Source organism: Kocuria rosea subsp. polaris, from assembly GCF_001483755.1.
In the GTDB taxonomy this organism is placed as follows: Bacteria; Actinomycetota; Actinomycetes; order Actinomycetales; family Micrococcaceae; genus Kocuria; species Kocuria cellulosilytica.
Window position 1 is genome coordinate 19,090 of the sequence record NZ_LQBK01000033.1, and the last position, 16,245, is coordinate 35,334.

10 protein-coding genes are annotated in these 16,245 nt (G+C 75.5%); 4 read left to right on the forward strand and 6 right to left on the reverse strand.

Annotation, left to right across the window (positions count from 1 at the left end):
• Positions 1–5: 5 nt before the first annotated feature.
• The 4 genes from ffh to ftsY form a co-directional block, all read right to left on the reverse strand.
• Positions 6–1,589, reverse strand: coding sequence for a signal recognition particle protein (ffh, locus tag AVL61_RS12300; protein ID WP_058874619.1), 1,584 nt, complete (start codon positions 1,587–1,589; stop codon positions 6–8).
• A gap of 198 nt (positions 1,590–1,787) precedes the next feature.
• Complete coding sequence (locus tag AVL61_RS12305; RefSeq protein ID WP_058874620.1) at positions 1,788–2,126, reverse strand: P-II family nitrogen regulator; 339 nt, start codon at positions 2,124–2,126, stop codon at positions 1,788–1,790.
• Between the two features lie 51 nt (positions 2,127–2,177).
• Entirely contained in the window at positions 2,178–3,491 is a 1,314-nt protein-coding gene (locus tag AVL61_RS12310; RefSeq protein ID WP_231738406.1) for an ammonium transporter, read from the reverse strand.
• 209 nt (positions 3,492–3,700) lie between these two features.
• Complete coding sequence (ftsY, locus tag AVL61_RS12315; protein WP_058874622.1) at positions 3,701–4,846, reverse strand: signal recognition particle-docking protein FtsY; 1,146 nt, start codon at positions 4,844–4,846, stop codon at positions 3,701–3,703.
• Positions 4,847–4,928: 82 nt separating this feature from the next.
• On the opposite strand from ftsY, the gene AVL61_RS12320 reads away from it, so the two are divergent.
• Positions 4,929–6,164, forward strand: a complete 1,236-nt coding sequence (locus AVL61_RS12320; protein ID WP_058874623.1) for an MFS transporter — start codon at positions 4,929–4,931, stop codon at positions 6,162–6,164.
• Between the two features lie 33 nt (positions 6,165–6,197).
• Here the strand turns inward: AVL61_RS12320 and smc are convergent, their stop codons facing one another.
• On the reverse strand, positions 6,198–9,905 hold the full coding sequence (gene smc, locus AVL61_RS12325) for a chromosome segregation protein SMC (protein WP_058874624.1): 3,708 nt from the start codon (positions 9,903–9,905) through the stop codon (positions 6,198–6,200).
• 329 nt (positions 9,906–10,234) lie between these two features.
• Between smc and AVL61_RS12330 the strand changes: the two genes are divergently transcribed.
• From AVL61_RS12330 to AVL61_RS12340, 3 genes are all read left to right on the forward strand, one after another.
• Positions 10,235–11,260: a 3-oxoacyl-ACP synthase III gene (locus AVL61_RS12330; protein ID WP_058874625.1), complete on the forward strand. Its 1,026-nt coding sequence runs from the start codon at positions 10,235–10,237 to the stop codon at positions 11,258–11,260.
• 136 nt (positions 11,261–11,396) lie between these two features.
• The gene (locus AVL61_RS12335; protein WP_058874626.1) at positions 11,397–14,084 is read left to right on the forward strand and encodes an alpha/beta fold hydrolase; all 2,688 of its coding nucleotides are present in this window, start codon (positions 11,397–11,399) and stop codon (positions 14,082–14,084) included.
• Complete coding sequence (locus AVL61_RS12340; RefSeq protein WP_082697135.1) at positions 14,081–15,262, forward strand: NAD-dependent epimerase/dehydratase family protein; 1,182 nt, start codon at positions 14,081–14,083, stop codon at positions 15,260–15,262. The genes AVL61_RS12335 and AVL61_RS12340 overlap by 4 nt, the downstream gene beginning before the upstream one ends.
• Positions 15,263–15,284: 22 nt before the next feature.
• Here AVL61_RS12340 and mutM read toward each other — a convergent pair whose 3' ends face one another.
• Positions 15,285–16,226: a bifunctional DNA-formamidopyrimidine glycosylase/DNA-(apurinic or apyrimidinic site) lyase gene (gene mutM / locus AVL61_RS12345; RefSeq protein ID WP_058874627.1), complete on the reverse strand. Its 942-nt coding sequence runs from the start codon at positions 16,224–16,226 to the stop codon at positions 15,285–15,287.
• Between the last annotated feature and the right edge of the window lie 19 nt (positions 16,227–16,245).

The following is a 16,245-nucleotide window of genomic DNA, read 5'->3' on the forward strand; positions in this document are numbered from 1 at the left end:
CGCGATCACTGCCCCAGGAACTTCTCGAAGCCCTTGGGCAGGTTCAGGTCCGCGGGCTCCGGCTGCCCCTGGGCGGCGCCGAACGCCGACCCGGCCGGCGCCTTCTGCTTCCGCTGTTGCTCGAGGGCCGCGTTCTCCTGCGCCCGCTTGGCGGGGTTGCCGGAGCGGGACCCGCCCTTCTTCGCGGAGCCCTTGCCCTTGCCCTTCTTCGGGCCGCCGCCCGCCCCGGGCATCCCGGGGATGCCGCCGGGCATGCCGGGCACGCTCTTGCCCTGGGCCAGGCGCTTCATCATCTTCTGCGCCTGGGCGAAGCGCTCCATGAGCTGGTTCACCTCGGAGACGGTGACGCCGGAACCCTTGGCGATGCGGGCGCGGCGGGAGCCGTTGATGATCTTCGGCGCCACCCGCTCGTGCGGGGTCATGGACCGGACGATGGCCTCCACGCGGTCGATCTCGCGCTCGTCGAAGTTCTCCAGCTGCTCGCGCATGCCGGCGGCGCCCGGCATCATCATGAGCATCTTCTTCATCGACCCCATCTTGCGCAGCTGCTGCATCTGGGCGAGGAAGTCCTCGAAGGTGAAGTCCTCCTGGTCGGTGAACTTCCGGGCCATCTTCTCGGCCTCGTCGCGGTCCCACTGCTTCTCGGCCTGCTCGATCAGCGTGAGGACGTCGCCCATGTCGAGGATGCGGGACGCCATGCGGTCCGGGTGGAACTGCTCGAAGTCGTCGACGTTCTCGCCGGTGGAGGCGAACATGATGGGCTTGCCGGTCACGGAGGCCACCGACAGCGCGGCGCCGCCGCGGGCGTCGCCGTCGAGCTTGGACAGGACCACGCCCGTGAAGTCGACGCCCTCGTTGAAGGCCTGGGCCGTGTTCACGGCGTCCTGGCCGATCATCGCGTCGATGACGAAGAGCACCTCGTCGGGGCGCACGGCGTCGCGGATGTCGCGGGCCTGCTCCATGAGGGCCTCGTCGATGCCGAGCCGGCCGGCGGTGTCCACGATGACCACGTCGTGCAGGCGCGCGCGGGCCTGGGCCACGCCGTCGCGGGCGACCTGCACGGGATCGCCCGTCGGGTCGTCGAACTCCGAGGTGGTGCCCGGGTGCGGGGCGTAGACCGGCACCCCGGCGCGCTCGCCCACGACCTGCAGCTGGGTGACCGCGTTGGGCCGCTGGAGGTCGGAGGCCACGAGCAGGGGCCGGTGCCCCTGGCCCTTGAGCCACTTGCCGAGCTTGCCGGCCAGGGTCGTCTTGCCGGCGCCCTGGAGGCCGGCGAGCATGATGATCGTGGGGCCGGTCTTGGCCATCCGGATCCGGCGGGTCTGCCCGCCGAGGATGTTCTGCAGCTCCTCGTTGACGATCTTCACGACCTGCTGGCCGGGGTTCAGCGCCTCGGAGACCTCGAGCCCCAGGGCCCGCTCCTTGACCGCGGCGGTGAACTCGCGCACGACCGGCACGGCGACGTCGGCGTCGAGCAGGGCGCGGCGGATCTCCCGCACGGTGGCGTCGACGTCCGCCTCGGTCAGGCGGCCCTTGCCTTTGAGGTTCTTGAAGGTGGCGGTCAACCGGTCGGACAGTGAATTGAACACGGGTCGAAAGCTGCTTTCGTCGAGGGAGGCGGCCGGTGCGCCGCGGTCTGCGCCGCGGGCCGAGGCCCGGCCCGGTGTGGCGGGTCAGTGTCCAAGGTTAGCAACTCCGGGCGGTGCGGGGCCCTCCGCCCTCGCCGCGGCGACGACGACGGCCGGTCCCCTCCCGGTGGAGGGGACCGGCCGTCGGGCCCGGTGGGCTCAGAGCGCCGTCTCGTCGCGCTCGCCGGTGCGCACGCGCACGGCCTGGTGCACGTCCGTGACCCAGACCTTGCCGTCACCGGCGCGGCCGGTGTTGGCGGAGGAGACGATGACGTCCACGATGTCGGTGGCCTGGTGGTCGTCCACGAGGATCTCCACCCGGACCTTCTCGAGCAGGTCCACCGTGTACTCCGCGCCCCGGTAGACCTCGGTGTGCCCGCGCTGCTGCCCGTAGCCGTGCACGTTCTGGACGGTCATGCCCTGGACGCCGTAGGACTCGAGCGCGGACTTGATGTCCTTGAACTTCTCCGGGCGCACGATCGCGGTGACGAGTTTCATGGGAGGAGTGCCTTTCGTGAGGAGGGGATGTGCCGGCGGCCGCCGCACGGCTCAGCTGTGCACGGGCTCGGAGCGGCCGGGCTCGAAGGACGTGGCGTCCCCGCCGGCGGTGTGCCGGCCCGGGGTGAAGGAGCCCGTGGCGTCGCCGGCCAGCGCGTAGCCGGACTCGGCGTGCTGGGTGATGTCGATGCCGTCGATCTCGTCCCGCACGGGGATCCGGAAGCCGATGGTCCGGTCGATCACGAAGGCGATGACGAAGGTCAGCACCGCGCAGTACAGCACCGAGACGAGCACCGCCACGACCTGGGTGAGCAGCAGGCCGAAGCCGCCGCCGTAGAACAGGCCCGCCGTGCCCTCGGAGGGCAGGGCCACGAAGCCCAGAGCCACGGTGCCGACCACGCCGGAGACCAGGTGCACGCCGATCACGTCCAGGGAGTCGTCCATGCGCAGCCGGTACTTGAGCCCCACGGCGAGCGCCGAGCAGATGCCGGCCACGAAGCCGATCCCGATCGCCCAGACCGGGGAGACGTTGGCGCAGGCCGGGGTGATGGCCACGAGCCCGGCCACGGCGCCGGAGGCGGCGCCAAGGGACGTGGCGTGCTTGTCGCGGATCCGCTCGGTGAGCAGCCAGCCCAGCATCGCGGCGGAGGGGGCCACGAGGGTGTTGATCCAGATGAGCCCGGCCTGCTCCGCGGTGCCGGCGGCGCCGGCGTTGAAGCCGAACCAGCCGAACCACAGGATCGCGGCGCCGAGCATCACGAGCGGCAGGTTGTGGGGGCGCTGGCTCGGGTCCTTGCCGAAGCCCTGGCGGGCGCCGACGATCAGGATGAGGACGAGCGCGGCCACGCCGGCGTTGATGTGCACCACGAGGCCGCCGGCGAAGTCGATGGCCTCACCGAGGACGGAGCCCACGGCCCCGTCCTCGGTGAGCAGCCCGCCGCCCCACACCATGTAGGCCAGGGGGGCGTAGACGAGCGTGGCCCAGACGGGCACGAACACGGCCCAGGCGCCGAAGCGGGCCCGGTCGGCGATCGCCCCGGAGATCAGGGCGACGGTGATGATGGCGAAGGTCCCGCCGTAGGCGGCGCCGAGGAGGTCCTCGCTGCCCAGCACGTCGCCCAGGGCGAAGGACGGCACGGGGCTGCCCGTGAGCCCGCCCAGCAGCGGGTCCCCGCCGCTCATGGAGTAGCCCCACAGCACCCACACCACGGAGACGAACGCGATGGAGATGAAGCTCATCATCATCATGTTCAGGACGCCCTTGGCGCGGGTCATCCCTCCGTAGAACAGGGCCAGTCCCGGGGTCATGAAGAAGACCATGGCTGCCGCGACGATCGTCCACACGTGTCCAGCGGTGATATCCACGATGTGCACCTCTCTCTGAAAAGTTGTCAGGTCACCGGTGCCACTGGCCCGTGCCCCGTGGGGCCGTCCGGTGCTCACCGTTCCCTGTCGAGTCTCCGAGAGAGATGTTTCGTCCGCCGCCGCGCGGCGTTGCGGACATGTTTCACGCCCGCCGCAATGGTTACGCGTACGTGAACTGCGGCGGGCGTGTGGGGGGAAAGGGGGACGGATCAGTCGAGCAGGGCGTCCACGAAGCTCTCCGGCTCGAAGGGCGCCAGGTCGTCCGGCCCCTCGCCGAGGCCGATGAGCTTGACGGGCACCCCGAGGCTCTTCTGGATCGCCACCACGATGCCGCCCTTGGCGGTGCCGTCCAGCTTGGTGAGGACGATGCCGGTGACGTCGACGACCTCGGCGAAGACCCGCGCCTGGGTCATCCCGTTCTGCCCGGTGGTGGCGTCGATGACGAGCAGCACCTCGTCGACGGTCGCGGCCTTCTCCACGACCCGCTTGATCTTCCCGAGCTGGTCCATCAGGCCCGCCTTGTTCTGCAGCCGGCCGGCGGTGTCGATCATCACGACGTCCACCTCGTGCTCGATGCCGGTGGTCACGGCGTCGTAGGCCACGGAGGCGGGGTCGGCGCCCTCGACCTGCGAGCGCACGGTGGGCACGCCCACCCGGGCGCCCCAGGTGGAGAGCTGGTCGGCGGCCGCGGCGCGGAAGGTGTCCGCGGCGCCGAGGACGACGTCCTTGTCCTCGGCGACGAGCACGCGGGCGAGCTTGCCCACGGTGGTGGTCTTGCCGACGCCGTTGACGCCCACCACGAGGACGACGGCGGGGATCGGCCCCTTGCGGTGCACGGCCAGGGACCGGTCCATGGACGGGTCGACCAGGGCGACGAGCTCCTCCCGGAGCATGGCCTTCACGTGGGCGGGGTCGTGGGTGCCCTCGACCTTGACCCGGCGCTGGAGGGCCTCGACGAGGTCCAGGGACGCGTCCGTGCCGAGGTCGGCCAGCAGCAGCGTCTCCTCGATCTCGTCCCAGACGTCCTGGTCGATGCGGTCGCGCGAGAGCAGGGCCAGCAGGCCCTTGCCGAAGACGTTGTTGGACTTGGCCAGCCGCCCGCGCAGCCGCGCCATCCGGGACGCCGCCGACTCGGGGCGGTCGAGGGCCGGCCGGGTGGTCTCCGGCGGGACCGGGGCGGTGCCGGGCTCCAGGTCCCCCGGGGCGGCGACCGGACCGCCCTCGAGGTCGTCGGGGTCCCGGGTGGAGGGGTAGCCGCCGCGGGGCGCCTTGGGGCCCCGCAGCAGGACCAGACCGAGCAGCCCGAGGACCACGACGGCGATGAGGACGTAGGCGAGAACGGGTATCGAATCCACGCCTCCCAGCTTCTCACACCGCCCGGTCGCGGGCCGGTGGCCGCGGGGCCGGGGGCGCCGCCCGGGGTCCTAGACTCGACGGGTGCCTGTTCAGCCCCCAGCCGCCGCCCCCGGCCGCGACCGCGTCCCCCAGCAGATCACGGTGCTCATCGCCGCCGCCTTCGTCATCGCGATCGGCTACGGCATCGTGGCCCCGGTGCTCCCCCAGTTCGCCACGACCTTCGGGGTCGGCGTGGCGGCCGCGTCGGCCGTGGTGAGCGTCTTCGCCGTGGCCCGCCTCCTCTTCGCCCCGGCCGGCGGGCGGATCCTGAACCGGATCGGCGAGCGCCCCACCTATGTGACCGGCGTGCTCATCGTCGCGCTGTCCTCGGCGGCCACGGCGTTCGCCCAGACCTACTGGCAGCTGCTGCTGTTCCGGGGCCTCGGCGGGATCGGCTCCGTGATGTTCACGATCTCGGCGATGGGCCTGATCGTGCGGCTGGCCCCGCCGCGGATGCGCGGGCGGGTCTCGGGCTACTACGCCTCCGCGTTCCTGGTGGGCGGGGTGCTCGGCCCGGTGGTCGGCGGTCTGCTCGCCGGCTTCGGCATGCAGGTGCCGTTCCTCATCTACGCGGTGGCCCTGCTGGTCGCCGTGGCCGTCGTGCACTTCCGGCTCCGGGACGAGGTCCTCGGCGGCGGCAAGGACCGCCGGAACCAGCCGGTCATGACCGTGGCGGAGGCCCGCCGGGTGGGGGCCTACCGCTCCGCCCTGGTCTCCAGCTTCGCCAACGGGTGGACCGCCCACGGGATCCGGGTGGCCCTCGTGCCCCTGTTCGCGGTCGCCGTGCTCGGGGCCGGCCCGGCCGTGGCCGGGCTGGCCCTGGCCGTGTACGCGGCGGGCAACGCGATGGCCCTGCCGGTCACGGGCCGGCTCACGGACCGGTTCGGGCGCCGGCCGCTCGTGCTCAGCGGCCTGGTGCTCAACGGGACCGCGACCATGGCGCTGGGCCTGGTGCAGGACGTCCCGTGGTTCGTGGTGCTCTCGCTCGTGGCCGGTATGGGCTCCGGAACCCTGAACCCGGGCCAGCAGGCGACCGTGGCGGACGTCATCGGACCGGACCGGGCCGGCGGGCCGGTGCTGGCCCGGTTCCAGATGAGCGCCGACGCCGGGCAGATCCTGGGGCCCGTGGTGGCCGGGGCGCTGGCCGACGCCGCCGGTTTCGGCTGGGCATTCGGCGTCTCCGGGGCGATCATGCTGCTGGCTGCCGGGGCGTGGCTGCCGGTGCGCGACACGATGGAGCGGTCCGGCACGACGTCCGCGCGGGGCGCCGAGCAGTAGCGGGCGCCGGCACGGGGCCGTGCCGCAGTGGGCTCAGCGCAGCTCGGCGAGCCGCTGGCCGATGACGGTGGTCACGCCGTCCCCGCGCATCGCCACCCCGTAGAGGGCGTCGGCGATCTCCATGGTCCGCTTCTGGTGGGTGATGATGATCAGCTGCGAGGTCTCCTGGAGCTGGCGGAAGATGCTCAGCAGGCGCCCGAGGTTGCGGTCGTCGAGGGCCGCCTCGACCTCGTCCATGACGTAGAAGGGCGAGGGCCGGGCCTTGAAGATCGCCACGAGCAGCGCGATCGCCGTGAGCGAGCGCTCCCCGCCGGAGAGCAGGGACAGCCGCTTGATCTTCTTCCCGGCCGGGCGGGCCTCGACGTCGATGCCGGTGCTGAGCATGTCCGTGGGGTCGGTCAGGCGCAGCCGGCCCTCCCCGCCGGGGAACAGGGTGGCGAAGACGCCCTCGAACTGCCGTGCGGTGTCGGCGTAGGCCTCCGTGAAGACGCGCTCCACGTGCTCGTCGACGTCCCGGATGATGCTGCGCAGGTCCTGCCGGGACCGTTTGAGGTCCTCGAGCTGCTCGGCCAGGAAGCGGTGGCGCTCCTCGAGGGCCGCGAACTCCTCCAGCGCCAGCGGGTTCACCCGCCCCAGGGAGGCGAGCTCCTTCTCGGCCCGGCGCAGCCGCCGCTCCTGCTCGGCGCGCACGTAGGGAGCGCCCTCCACGGCGCCGGACCCGGTGTCGTGGAGGGCGCCGAACAGGGCCTCCTGGCCGTCGTCGGCCGCCGGGGACGCGGAGCCCGCGGGCCCGGGGTCCTGCGCCGCCGCCGGCTCCTGCGCCGCCTCGGGCCCGGGGACCGGCAGGTGCGGCCCGTAGTGCTCCACGAGCGTGTCCGGGGTGAGTCCCAGCTCCTCGAGGGAGCGGTCCTCGAGCGCCTGGACCCGGGCGCGCTGCTGGGTGCGGGCCAGCTCGTCCCGGTGCACGGAGTCGGTGAGCTCGGCGAGCCGCGCGGCGAGCCGGTCGTTCGCGGCGCGCAGGTCCGTGAGCTCCGCGTCCAGCCCGGCCCGGACCGCCTCGGCCCGGTCCCGCTCCGCGGCGGCGGCCGTCACGGACGCCGCCACGAGCCCGAGCAGCTGCTCGGCCCCGGCGAGCACCGCCTCGGCGTTGCGGGCCTGCAGCCGGCGGCGGCGCGCCCGGCGCTCCGCCTCCTCCCGTGCCCGGCGCTCGGACGCGGCGGCCCGCTCCTGGGACGCGGCCCGGTTGCCGAGGGCGCGGGCCTGCTCCTCCAGGGAGCGCAGGGCCAGCCGGGCCTCCGTCTCCGCGGTGCGGGCCGCGGTGGCGGCCCGGTGCAGCTCGTCGCGGCGGGCGACGGCCTCGAGGTGGGCGGTCTCGGTGTCCTCCGGGCCGTGCTCCTCCGCGGCCTCGAGCCGCTCGGCGGCCTCCCGCAGCCGATCCTGCTCCCGGGCCAGGTGCTCCTGCGCGGCGGCGACCTGCTCGTCGAAGCGGCGGGTCTCCGCCTCGGCGGAGTCCAGCACGGCCCGGACCCGGGAGAGCTCGGACGCCGCCCGGTCCGCCGTGCGCTCGGCGGTGCGCAGGAGCCCCGCGGTCTCCTCGGCGGCCCGGCGGGCGGTGTCCCGGGCCTCGGCCGCCGTCCGGGACGCGGCCCGGGCCTCCTCGAGGGCCGTGGCGAGCTCGGCCTGCTCCGCCTCGGCGGCCTCGGCCGCGGCGCGGGTCTCGAGCGCGCCGGCCGCCTCCGCGGCCCCGCCCCAGGCGCTGGTGCCGGTGAACACGTCCCCGCCCCGGGTGACGGCCGTGAGCCCGGGCGCGTCGGCCACGACCCGGGCCGCCGTGGCGGCGTCCTCGGTGAGCACGGTCGCGGCGAGCAGGGCCCGGACGGCGGCCGCGCCGCGCCGGGCGTCGTCGTCGGTGTCGTCGCCGGTGTCGTCGCCGGCTCCCGCCGGGGTGCCGGCGCGCAGCACGGCCGCGGCGGGTCGGACCCCCGGGCGGTCCGGGACCGCCGGGGCCGGGCCGGAGCGCTCGGGGGCGGCCCCGGCCACCAGCAGGTGCACCCGGCCCACGCCGTCGGCGCGCAGGGACTCGAGGACGGAGACGGCCGCGCCGTGCGAGCGCACGGCGAGGGCCTCGGCGAAGGGTCCCATGGCGGCGGTGACCGCCCGCTCCCAGCCGGGCTCGACGTCGACGAGGTCCACGACGGCGCCGAGCACGGCGTCGGCGTGCCGCTCCCGGACGGCCGCGGAGCCGTCGGGCTGGCGCAGGGCGGCGCGCAGGGTCTCGGCGCGGGCGCGCTGGGCGTCGTGGGCGCGCAGCAGCTCCTGGGCGGCGGCCTCGGCCTCCCGCGCTGCGGCGCGGGCCCCGGCGGCGGCCGCGGCGTCCTCCTCGTGCCGGGCGCGGGCCCTGTCGGCGGCGCCGGCCGCGTCCTGGGCCGCGAGCGCCAGGCTGTCGGCCTCGGCGGCGGCCCGGACCCGGCGCCGTCCGGCGTCCGCGTGGGTGGCGTGCAGGCGGGAGAGCTCGTTCTCGGCGGCCTCCACCCGGGAGCGGGCCGCCGCGACCGCGCCGGTGAGCCGGGCCGCGCCCTCCCGCCGGTCGGCGGCGGCCCGGAGCAGGCCCGTCACCACGGCGTCCTGGTCCCGCGCGGCGGCCTCCGCGTCCTCGCGACCCTGGATGGCCTCGGCGAGGGCGTCGACGGCGTCCTCGACCTGCTCGAGGAGCAGGCGCTGCTCCTCCCGGGTGCGGGCCGCCTGGGCGTCGAGCCGGTCCGGGTCCCGTCCGGGCTCCGCCGGCTCGGCGGCGGAGCCCAGCAGCCGGCGCCGTTCGGCGGCGAGCGAGGCCAGGGAGCGGTAGCGCTCCTGCACGGCGGTGAGCTGGTACCAGGTGTCCCGGGCGGCGTTGAGGGCGGGCGTCGCCTGGGCGGCGCGGGCCTCGACGTCGGCCTGGCGGGCGCGGCCGGCGTCGAGGGCCTGCTCGGCGTCGGCGCGCTCGGCGCGCAGCCGGCGCTCGGCGTCCTCGTCGACGGCGAGGCTCGTGCGGGCCTGCACGAGGTCGTCGGCCAGCAGCCGGGCCCGGGCGTCGCGGACGTCGTGCTGGATCCGCTGGGCGCGGCGGGCCGTCCTGGCCTGGCGGCCCAGCGGGGTGAGCTGGCGGCGGATCTCGCCGGTGAGGTCCTCGAGCCGGTCGAGGTTCGCCTGCATCGCCTCGAGCTTGCGCAGCGTCCGCTCCTTGCGGCGGCGGTGCTTGAGGATGCCCGAGGCCTCCTCGACGAAGCCCCGGCGCTCCTCCGGGGTGGCCTGCAGGATGCGGTCGAGCTGGCCCTGGCCCACGATGACGTGCATCTCGCGGCCGAGCCCCGAGTCGGAGAGGAGCTCCTGGATGTCCAGCAGCCGGCACGGCCGGCCGTTGATCGCGTACTCGGAGCCCCCGGAGCGGAACAGCGTGCGCGAGATCGTGACCTCGGCGTACTCGATGGGCAGCGCGCCGTCGGCGTTGTCGATGGTCAGCGACACGTGCGCGCGCCCGAGCGGGGCCCGGCCGGCGGTGCCGGCGAAGATGACGTCCTCCATCTTCCCGCCGCGCAGGGACTTGGCGCCCTGCTCCCCCATCACCCACGCCAGGGCGTCGACCACGTTGGACTTGCCCGAGCCGTTGGGGCCGACGACGGCGGTGACCCCGGGCTCGAACTCGAAGGTGGTGGCCGAGGCGAAGGACTTGAACCCCCGCACGGTCAGGGTCTTCAGGTGCACGGGTGTCCGGTCTCCTGGGGTGGGCGCGTCGGGGGTCGCCACCACTGTACTCGGGCGCCCGGACGGCGCTGCGGCGACGAGGGCGGCGTCCGGGACGGCGGAGGGGACGGCGGACGCGACCGGCGCCGGCGCGCGGAGCCCGGGGCCCGGCCCGCGCGGACGGCGACCGCGGCGGATGATCAGCCTACAGAGAAACGGCCGGGCCCGGGCCGCGGCCGCGGAACCGGCCGGTAGACTGGCCGCGACCAGCACGACCTGCCCTCCCTGCGACCGCGCCCCTCCCCGGGCGGGCCGGGGCGTCGGCGAGACCCTAACGAAAGCCAGAGACCTTGACCGGTAATTCCTCGATCCGTCACCGCAACGCCGCCCTCCTGGCCATCACCAAGGTCGAGGCCGACGTGGCCGTGCCCTCGTCCCACGCCGACGAGGTCCTGGCGGACACCTTCGCGCGGCTGAAGATGCCGAAGGGCCTGCTGGAGCGGCTCGCGGGCGTCAACGAGCGGCGCGTCTGGGCCGACGGGCGGCACTTCACCGACGGCGCCGTGGAGGCGGGCGAGGCGGCCCTGGAGCGGGCCGGCGTGCGCCCGGACCAGGTGGGGCTGCTCATCAACGCCTCGGTGACCCGCGACGGCTACGAGCCGGCGGTCTCGGTGTCCGTTCACCACCGGCTCGGCCTGGCCCCCTCCGCCCTGAACTTCGACGTCACCAACGCCTGCCTCGGCTTCGTCAACGGGCTCACGATCGCCGCCACGATGATCGACTCGGGCGCGATCGACTACGCCGTCGTCGTCGCCGGCGAGGACCCGACCCCCTGGCACCGCGAGACGTACGAGCGGCTGCAGGGTCCGGACGTGACCCGGGCGGACGTGGTGCGCGAGTTCGCGACCCTGACCCTGGGCTGCGGCGCGGCGGCCGCCGTGGTCGGTCCCGCCGACCGGCACCCGGAGGGCCACCGCATCGCGGGCTCCGTGACCCGTTCCGCGACCGAGCACCACGGGCTGTGCATCGGCGGCTTCGACGGCATGTACACCGACGCCACGGGGCTGCTCAAGCACGGCGTGGGGCTGCTCGCGGACGCCTGGCGGGACGCGCACGAGGACGGCTGGGACTGGGCGGACATGGACCGCTACATCGGCCACCAGGTGTCCATGTCCCACACCAACAAGCTGTTCCAGGATGTCGGGATCGACCCGGCGAAGTTCCCGCTGACGTTCCCGTTCTGGGGCAACGTCGCGGCCGCCGCGCTGCCCATGACCCTCGCGCTGGAGGCCGAGCGGCTCCGGCCGGACGAGCGGGTGCTGCTGCTCGGCGTGGGCTCCGGGCTCAACGCGACCTACATGGAGATCGACTGGTGACCCGCCGGCACTGACGCCGGCGCCCCGCCCGAGACGCCCCCGCACGAGAGACCCTTCGAGGAGCCCCACGACCATGGCACGCAGACGACCGTCCACGACCCCGCAGACCGGAGAGCCGGACGCGGCGCGGCTGCCCATGACGGAGGTGCCCCTGCCCGGGGTGGACCCGGCGTGGTCCCGCACGGTCACGGTCGCCTCGAGCGCCCCCGTGGAGCCCGTCCCCGGGCGGCGCCGCCGCTGGCACGTCCTCGACAACGCGGCCTCCCTCGAGGCCGCGGGACTCACCCCGCGGGGCACGGTCCTGGCTGTGCACGGCAACCCCACCTGGTCCTACCTGTGGCGCGACGTGCTGGCCGCCGGGACCGACCCCGCGAACCCCTGGCGCGTCGTGGCCGTGGACCAGCTCGACATGGGCTTCTCCGAGCGCACCGGGCTCTTCCGCCGCCTCGACGACCGGGTCCGCGACCTGGGCGACCTCACGGCCGAGCTCGGCCTGGACGCGGGCCCCGGTCCCCTGGTGACCCTCGCCCACGACTGGGGCGGGCTCGTCTCCTCCGGCTGGGCCCTGGAGCACCCGGACGTCCACCGCGCCACGATCCTCACCAACACCGCCGTGCACCACGACAACGCCGAGCAGATCCCCGCCTCCCTGCGGCTGGCGCTGGCCCCGGCCGCGCACGGGCTGCTCACGGAGCGGACCACGAGCTTCCTCGACGTGGCCCTCGCACTCGCGGAGCCCACGCTGTCCCGCGAGGTCCGGGCGGCCTACCGGGCCCCGTACGCCACGCGGGCCCGGCGCGAGGCGATCCGCAACTTCGTGGCCGACATCCCCGCCGCCGCGGACCACCCCTCCCACGCCCGCTACGAGCAGATCGCCGCCGGCGTGGCCGAGCGCGACGTCCCCGCCCTGCTGCTCTGGGGCACCGGGGACCCCGTGTTCCAGGAGCGCTACCTGCACGACCTCGTGCGCCGCATGCCGCACGCCGACGTCCACCGCTTCGAGGGCGCCCTGCACCTGCTGCCGGAGGACCGGGACGTCGCGACCCCGATCATGGCCTGGCTCGCCGACCGCTTCGGCCCCGGCCCCGGCCGCCGCGAGCTGCACCTGCGGCGCCGCGCCACCGCGCGCGCCGAGCACGTCCCCTTCCCGGCGGAGCTCGACGCGCGGCGGGCCGACCTCGGCCTCGCCGTCGTGGACATGGCGCCCACCCCGGGCGACCCGCACGCGGGGGCCCGCGTCCCGCCGGTGCGGGCGAGCCTGAGCTGGGCGGAGCTCGCCGATCGCGTGGACCGCCTCGCCGCCGGGCTGACCGGCATCGGCGTGCGCCCCGGGGACCGCGTGAGCCTCATGGTGCCGCCGGGCTCGGACCTCACCGCGCTGCTCTACGCGTGCCTGCGCATCGGTGCCGTCGTCGTCGTGGCGGACTCCGGCCTGGGCCCGAAGGGCCTCACCCGGGCGCTGCGGGGGGCCGCCCCGGCCTGGCTCGTGGGCATCCGCAGGGCGCTCGTCGCCGGCCGGGCCCTCGGCTGGCCGGGCACCCGGATCTCCCTCGAGGCCCTCGACCCCGTGTCCCGCCGGGCCCTCGGCGTGGCGCACGACGTCCCCGGGCTGCTGGCCTCCGCCCCGCGGCCGGAGCTGCCCGCCCCGGACCCGGACACGGACGCCGCGGTGCTGTTCACCTCGGGCTCCACGGGCCCGGCCAAGGGCGTCGTCTACACCCACCGCCAGCTCTCCGCCATGCGGGACGCCGTCCGGGGCACCTACGGGCTCGCCGCCGGCACGGGGCTCGTGGCGGGCTTCGCCCCGTTCGCGCTGCTCGGGCCCGCGATGGGGACCACCTCGGTGACCCCGGACATGGACGTGACCGCGCCGAAGACCCTCACGGCCCGCGCCCTGGCCGACGCCGCCTCGGCCATCCAGGCCACGGCGGTGTTCCTCTCCCCCGCGGCGATCGCCAACGTCCTGGCCACCCGGCACGAGCTGGACGAGGGGCAGCGGCGGGCCCTGGAGCTCGTGGAGCTCGTGCTCTCGGCCGGGGCGCCCCTGCCGGAGCCGCTGCTGGCGCAGCTGCAGGAGCTCGTGCCCGCGGCGACGCTGCACACCCCCTACGGCATGACCGAGGGGCTGCCCCTCACGGACGTGACCCTCGGGACCATCCGGCAGGCGGACCGGGACAGCCGGGGCACCGCCGTGGCCGGCGCCGGCAACGGCGTGTGCGTGGGCACCGCCGTGCACGGCGGCGAGCTCGGCGTCACCGCCCTGCGTCCGGACGGCGTCCCCGCGGACGAGATCACCACGGAGCCCGGGATCACCGGCGAGATCGTCGCCCGCGCCCCGCACGTCAAGGACCGCTACGACCGGCTGTGGTACACGGAGCACCTGAGCACCCAGCTGCCCGGCTGGCACCGCACCGGGGACGTCGGGCACTTCGACGCCGCCGGCCGGCTGTGGGTCGAGGGCCGCCTCGCCCACGTGATCGTCGCCGCCGGCGGCGTGCTCACGCCGGTCGCCGCGGAGCACGCGGCGCAGACCGTGCCCGGGGTCGGCCGCACCGCCGTGGTCGGGGTCGGGCCGGCGGGCACCCAGGTGCCCGTGGCCGTCGTGGAGACCGTCCCCCCGGCCTCCCGCCCGGGCCCTGCGGACCCGCTGCTCTCCGGCGCCGTGCGCGCCGCGGTGCGCGAGGCCACGGGCCTGGACCTCGCGGCCGTGCTCGTGCTCCCGGAGCACCCCACCGACATCCGGCACAACTCCAAGATCGACCGAGCCCTGCTGGCCCGCTGGGCGGACTCCGCCCTGGCCGGAGGAAGGATCAGGAACCCGTGAACGGCAAGCACCGCCAGGACGGCGCGCACGACGACAAGGTCCCCGCCTACGACGCCTCCGTGGCGGAGGGCGCCCCACCGGCCGGCACCGGCAGCCACGAGGTGGAGCGCGGGCGGCAGGAGCTGACCGGGGAGGGGCGGACCGTGCTCGTCACCGGCGCCTCGGGGATGCTCGGGGAGCACGTGGCGCGGCTGCTCGCGGCCCGCGGGTGGACGGTCCGGCTGCTCCAGCGCGGGCACGCGCCGCTGGCCGACCAGCCGAACGTCGAGGAGGTCCTGGGCTCCGTCGCGGACCCGGACGCCGTCGCGCGGGCCGTGGAGGGCGTCGACGACGTCGTCCACCTCGCCGCGAAGGTCTCCTTCGCCGGGGACTGGGACGAGTTCGTGCTGACCAACGTGACCGGCACCCGCGTGGTCCTGGAGTCCGCGCGGTCGGCGGGCGTGGACAACGTGGTGTTCGTGTCCTCCCCGTCGGTCGCCCACACCGGCAGCTCCATCGTGGGCGAGTCCGCCCGGCCGGCCGACCCGGTGCACGCCCGCGGCGACTACGCCCGGTCCAAGGCCGCGGCCGAGCTGCTCGCCCTCGAGGCGGACGGACGCGGGCTGCGCGTCACGGCCGTGCGCCCGCACATCGTGTGGGGCCCCGGCGACACCCAGCTCGTCGAGCGGATCGTCGACCGCGCGGCGCGGGGGCGGCTGCCGCTGCTCGACCACGGCGCGGCGCTGATCGACACCACCTACATCGACAACGCGGCCGAGGCGATCGTGCGGGCGCTGGAGCGGATCGAGTGGGCGCACGGGCAGGCGCTGGTGGTCACGAACGGCCAGCCCCGCACCGTGGGCGAGCTCGTGGCGGGCTTCTGCCGGGCGGCCGGGGTGGAGCCGCCGGCACGCCGGGTCCCGGGCGCCGTGGCCCGGCTGGCCGGCCGGGTCATCGAGAAGGTGTGGGCGCTGCGCCCGGGGGCCGACGAGCCGCCGATGACGGCCTTCCTGGCCGAGCAGATGTCCACCGCCCACTGGTTCGAGCAGCAGAGCACCCGCGAGGTCCTCGACTGGACGCCGTCCGTGACGGTCGAGGAGGGCATGGAGCGGCTGCGCGCGTACTACCGGACCCATCCGCTGGGCGCCCACGACGCCCCGATGCCCGCCACCGGGTCCACGGCCGCCGGGGACTCCTGAGCCCGCGCGGCGCGGCGCCCGGTCAGAACCGGGCGTTGCGGGGCGTGCGCTGGCAGACCGGGCACCGGTAGGAGGAGCGGTTCATGAACTGCTCCCGCACGATCAGGGCGCTCCGTCCCTCGTCCGCGCAGCGCGGGCAGGGCAGGGAGGCCCGGCCGTAGGCGTTGAGGGAGCGGGCGAAGTACCCGGACTCCCCGTTGACGTTGACGTAGAGGGAGTCGAAGCTCGTCCCGCCCGCCGCCAGGGCGCGGTCCATGACCTCGCGCACGGCCCCGAGCACGCGCATCGTCTCGGGCCGCCGGAGCGTGTCCGTGGGCCGGGCCCAGTGCAGGCGGGCCTGCCAGAGCGCCTCGTCCGCGTAGATGTTGCCGATCCCGGAGACGAGGGACTGGTCCAGCAGCGCGCGCTTGAGCCCGGTCCGGCGCCGGCGGAGCCGGTCGTGGAAGCGCTCCGCGTCGAAGGCGGGGTCCAGCGGGTCCCGGCCGATGTGGGCGGCCCGGGCGGGCACCAGGGGCGCGCCCGTGGCCGAGCGCCCGCCCGGGGCGCCGTCGCCGGTGGGCACGAGCCGGTCGAGGAGCATGCCGCCGAAGATCCGCTGGTCCACGAAGCGCAGCTCCGCCGGGGTGCCGGGGCGCTCGGACAGGCCCAGCCGCACCTTCAGGTGCTTCTCGTCGGGCAGCCCGGCGTCCTTGACCAGCAGCTGCCCGCTCATCCCGAGGTGGACCAGCAGCGCCTCCTGCGGCGGCGCGCCGTGCGCAGCGGTCAGGGGCAGCCACAGGAACTTGCCGCGGCGCACGGCGTCGGCGACGACCGCGCCGTCCAGCTCGTGCCCGAAGGAGACGGGGCCGGCCTCGTGGCGGCGCACCGAGCGGGCGTCCAGGACCTGCACGGACTCGATCCGGCGGCCGACCACCCAGCGCTCCACGCCGCGGCGGACGACCTCGACCTCGGGCAGCTCAGGCACGGGGGCTCCGGGGCACGCG

Excerpts from the sequence above, each read along its gene's own strand:
- AVL61_RS12305 (WP_058874620.1), bottom strand. The coding sequence starts at position 2,126 with ATGAAACTCGTCACCGCGATCGTGCGCCCGGAGAAGTTCAAGGACATC.
- AVL61_RS12335 (WP_058874626.1), top strand. The coding sequence starts at position 11,397 with ATGACGGAGGTGCCCCTGCCCGGGGTGGACCCGGCGTGGTCCCGCACG.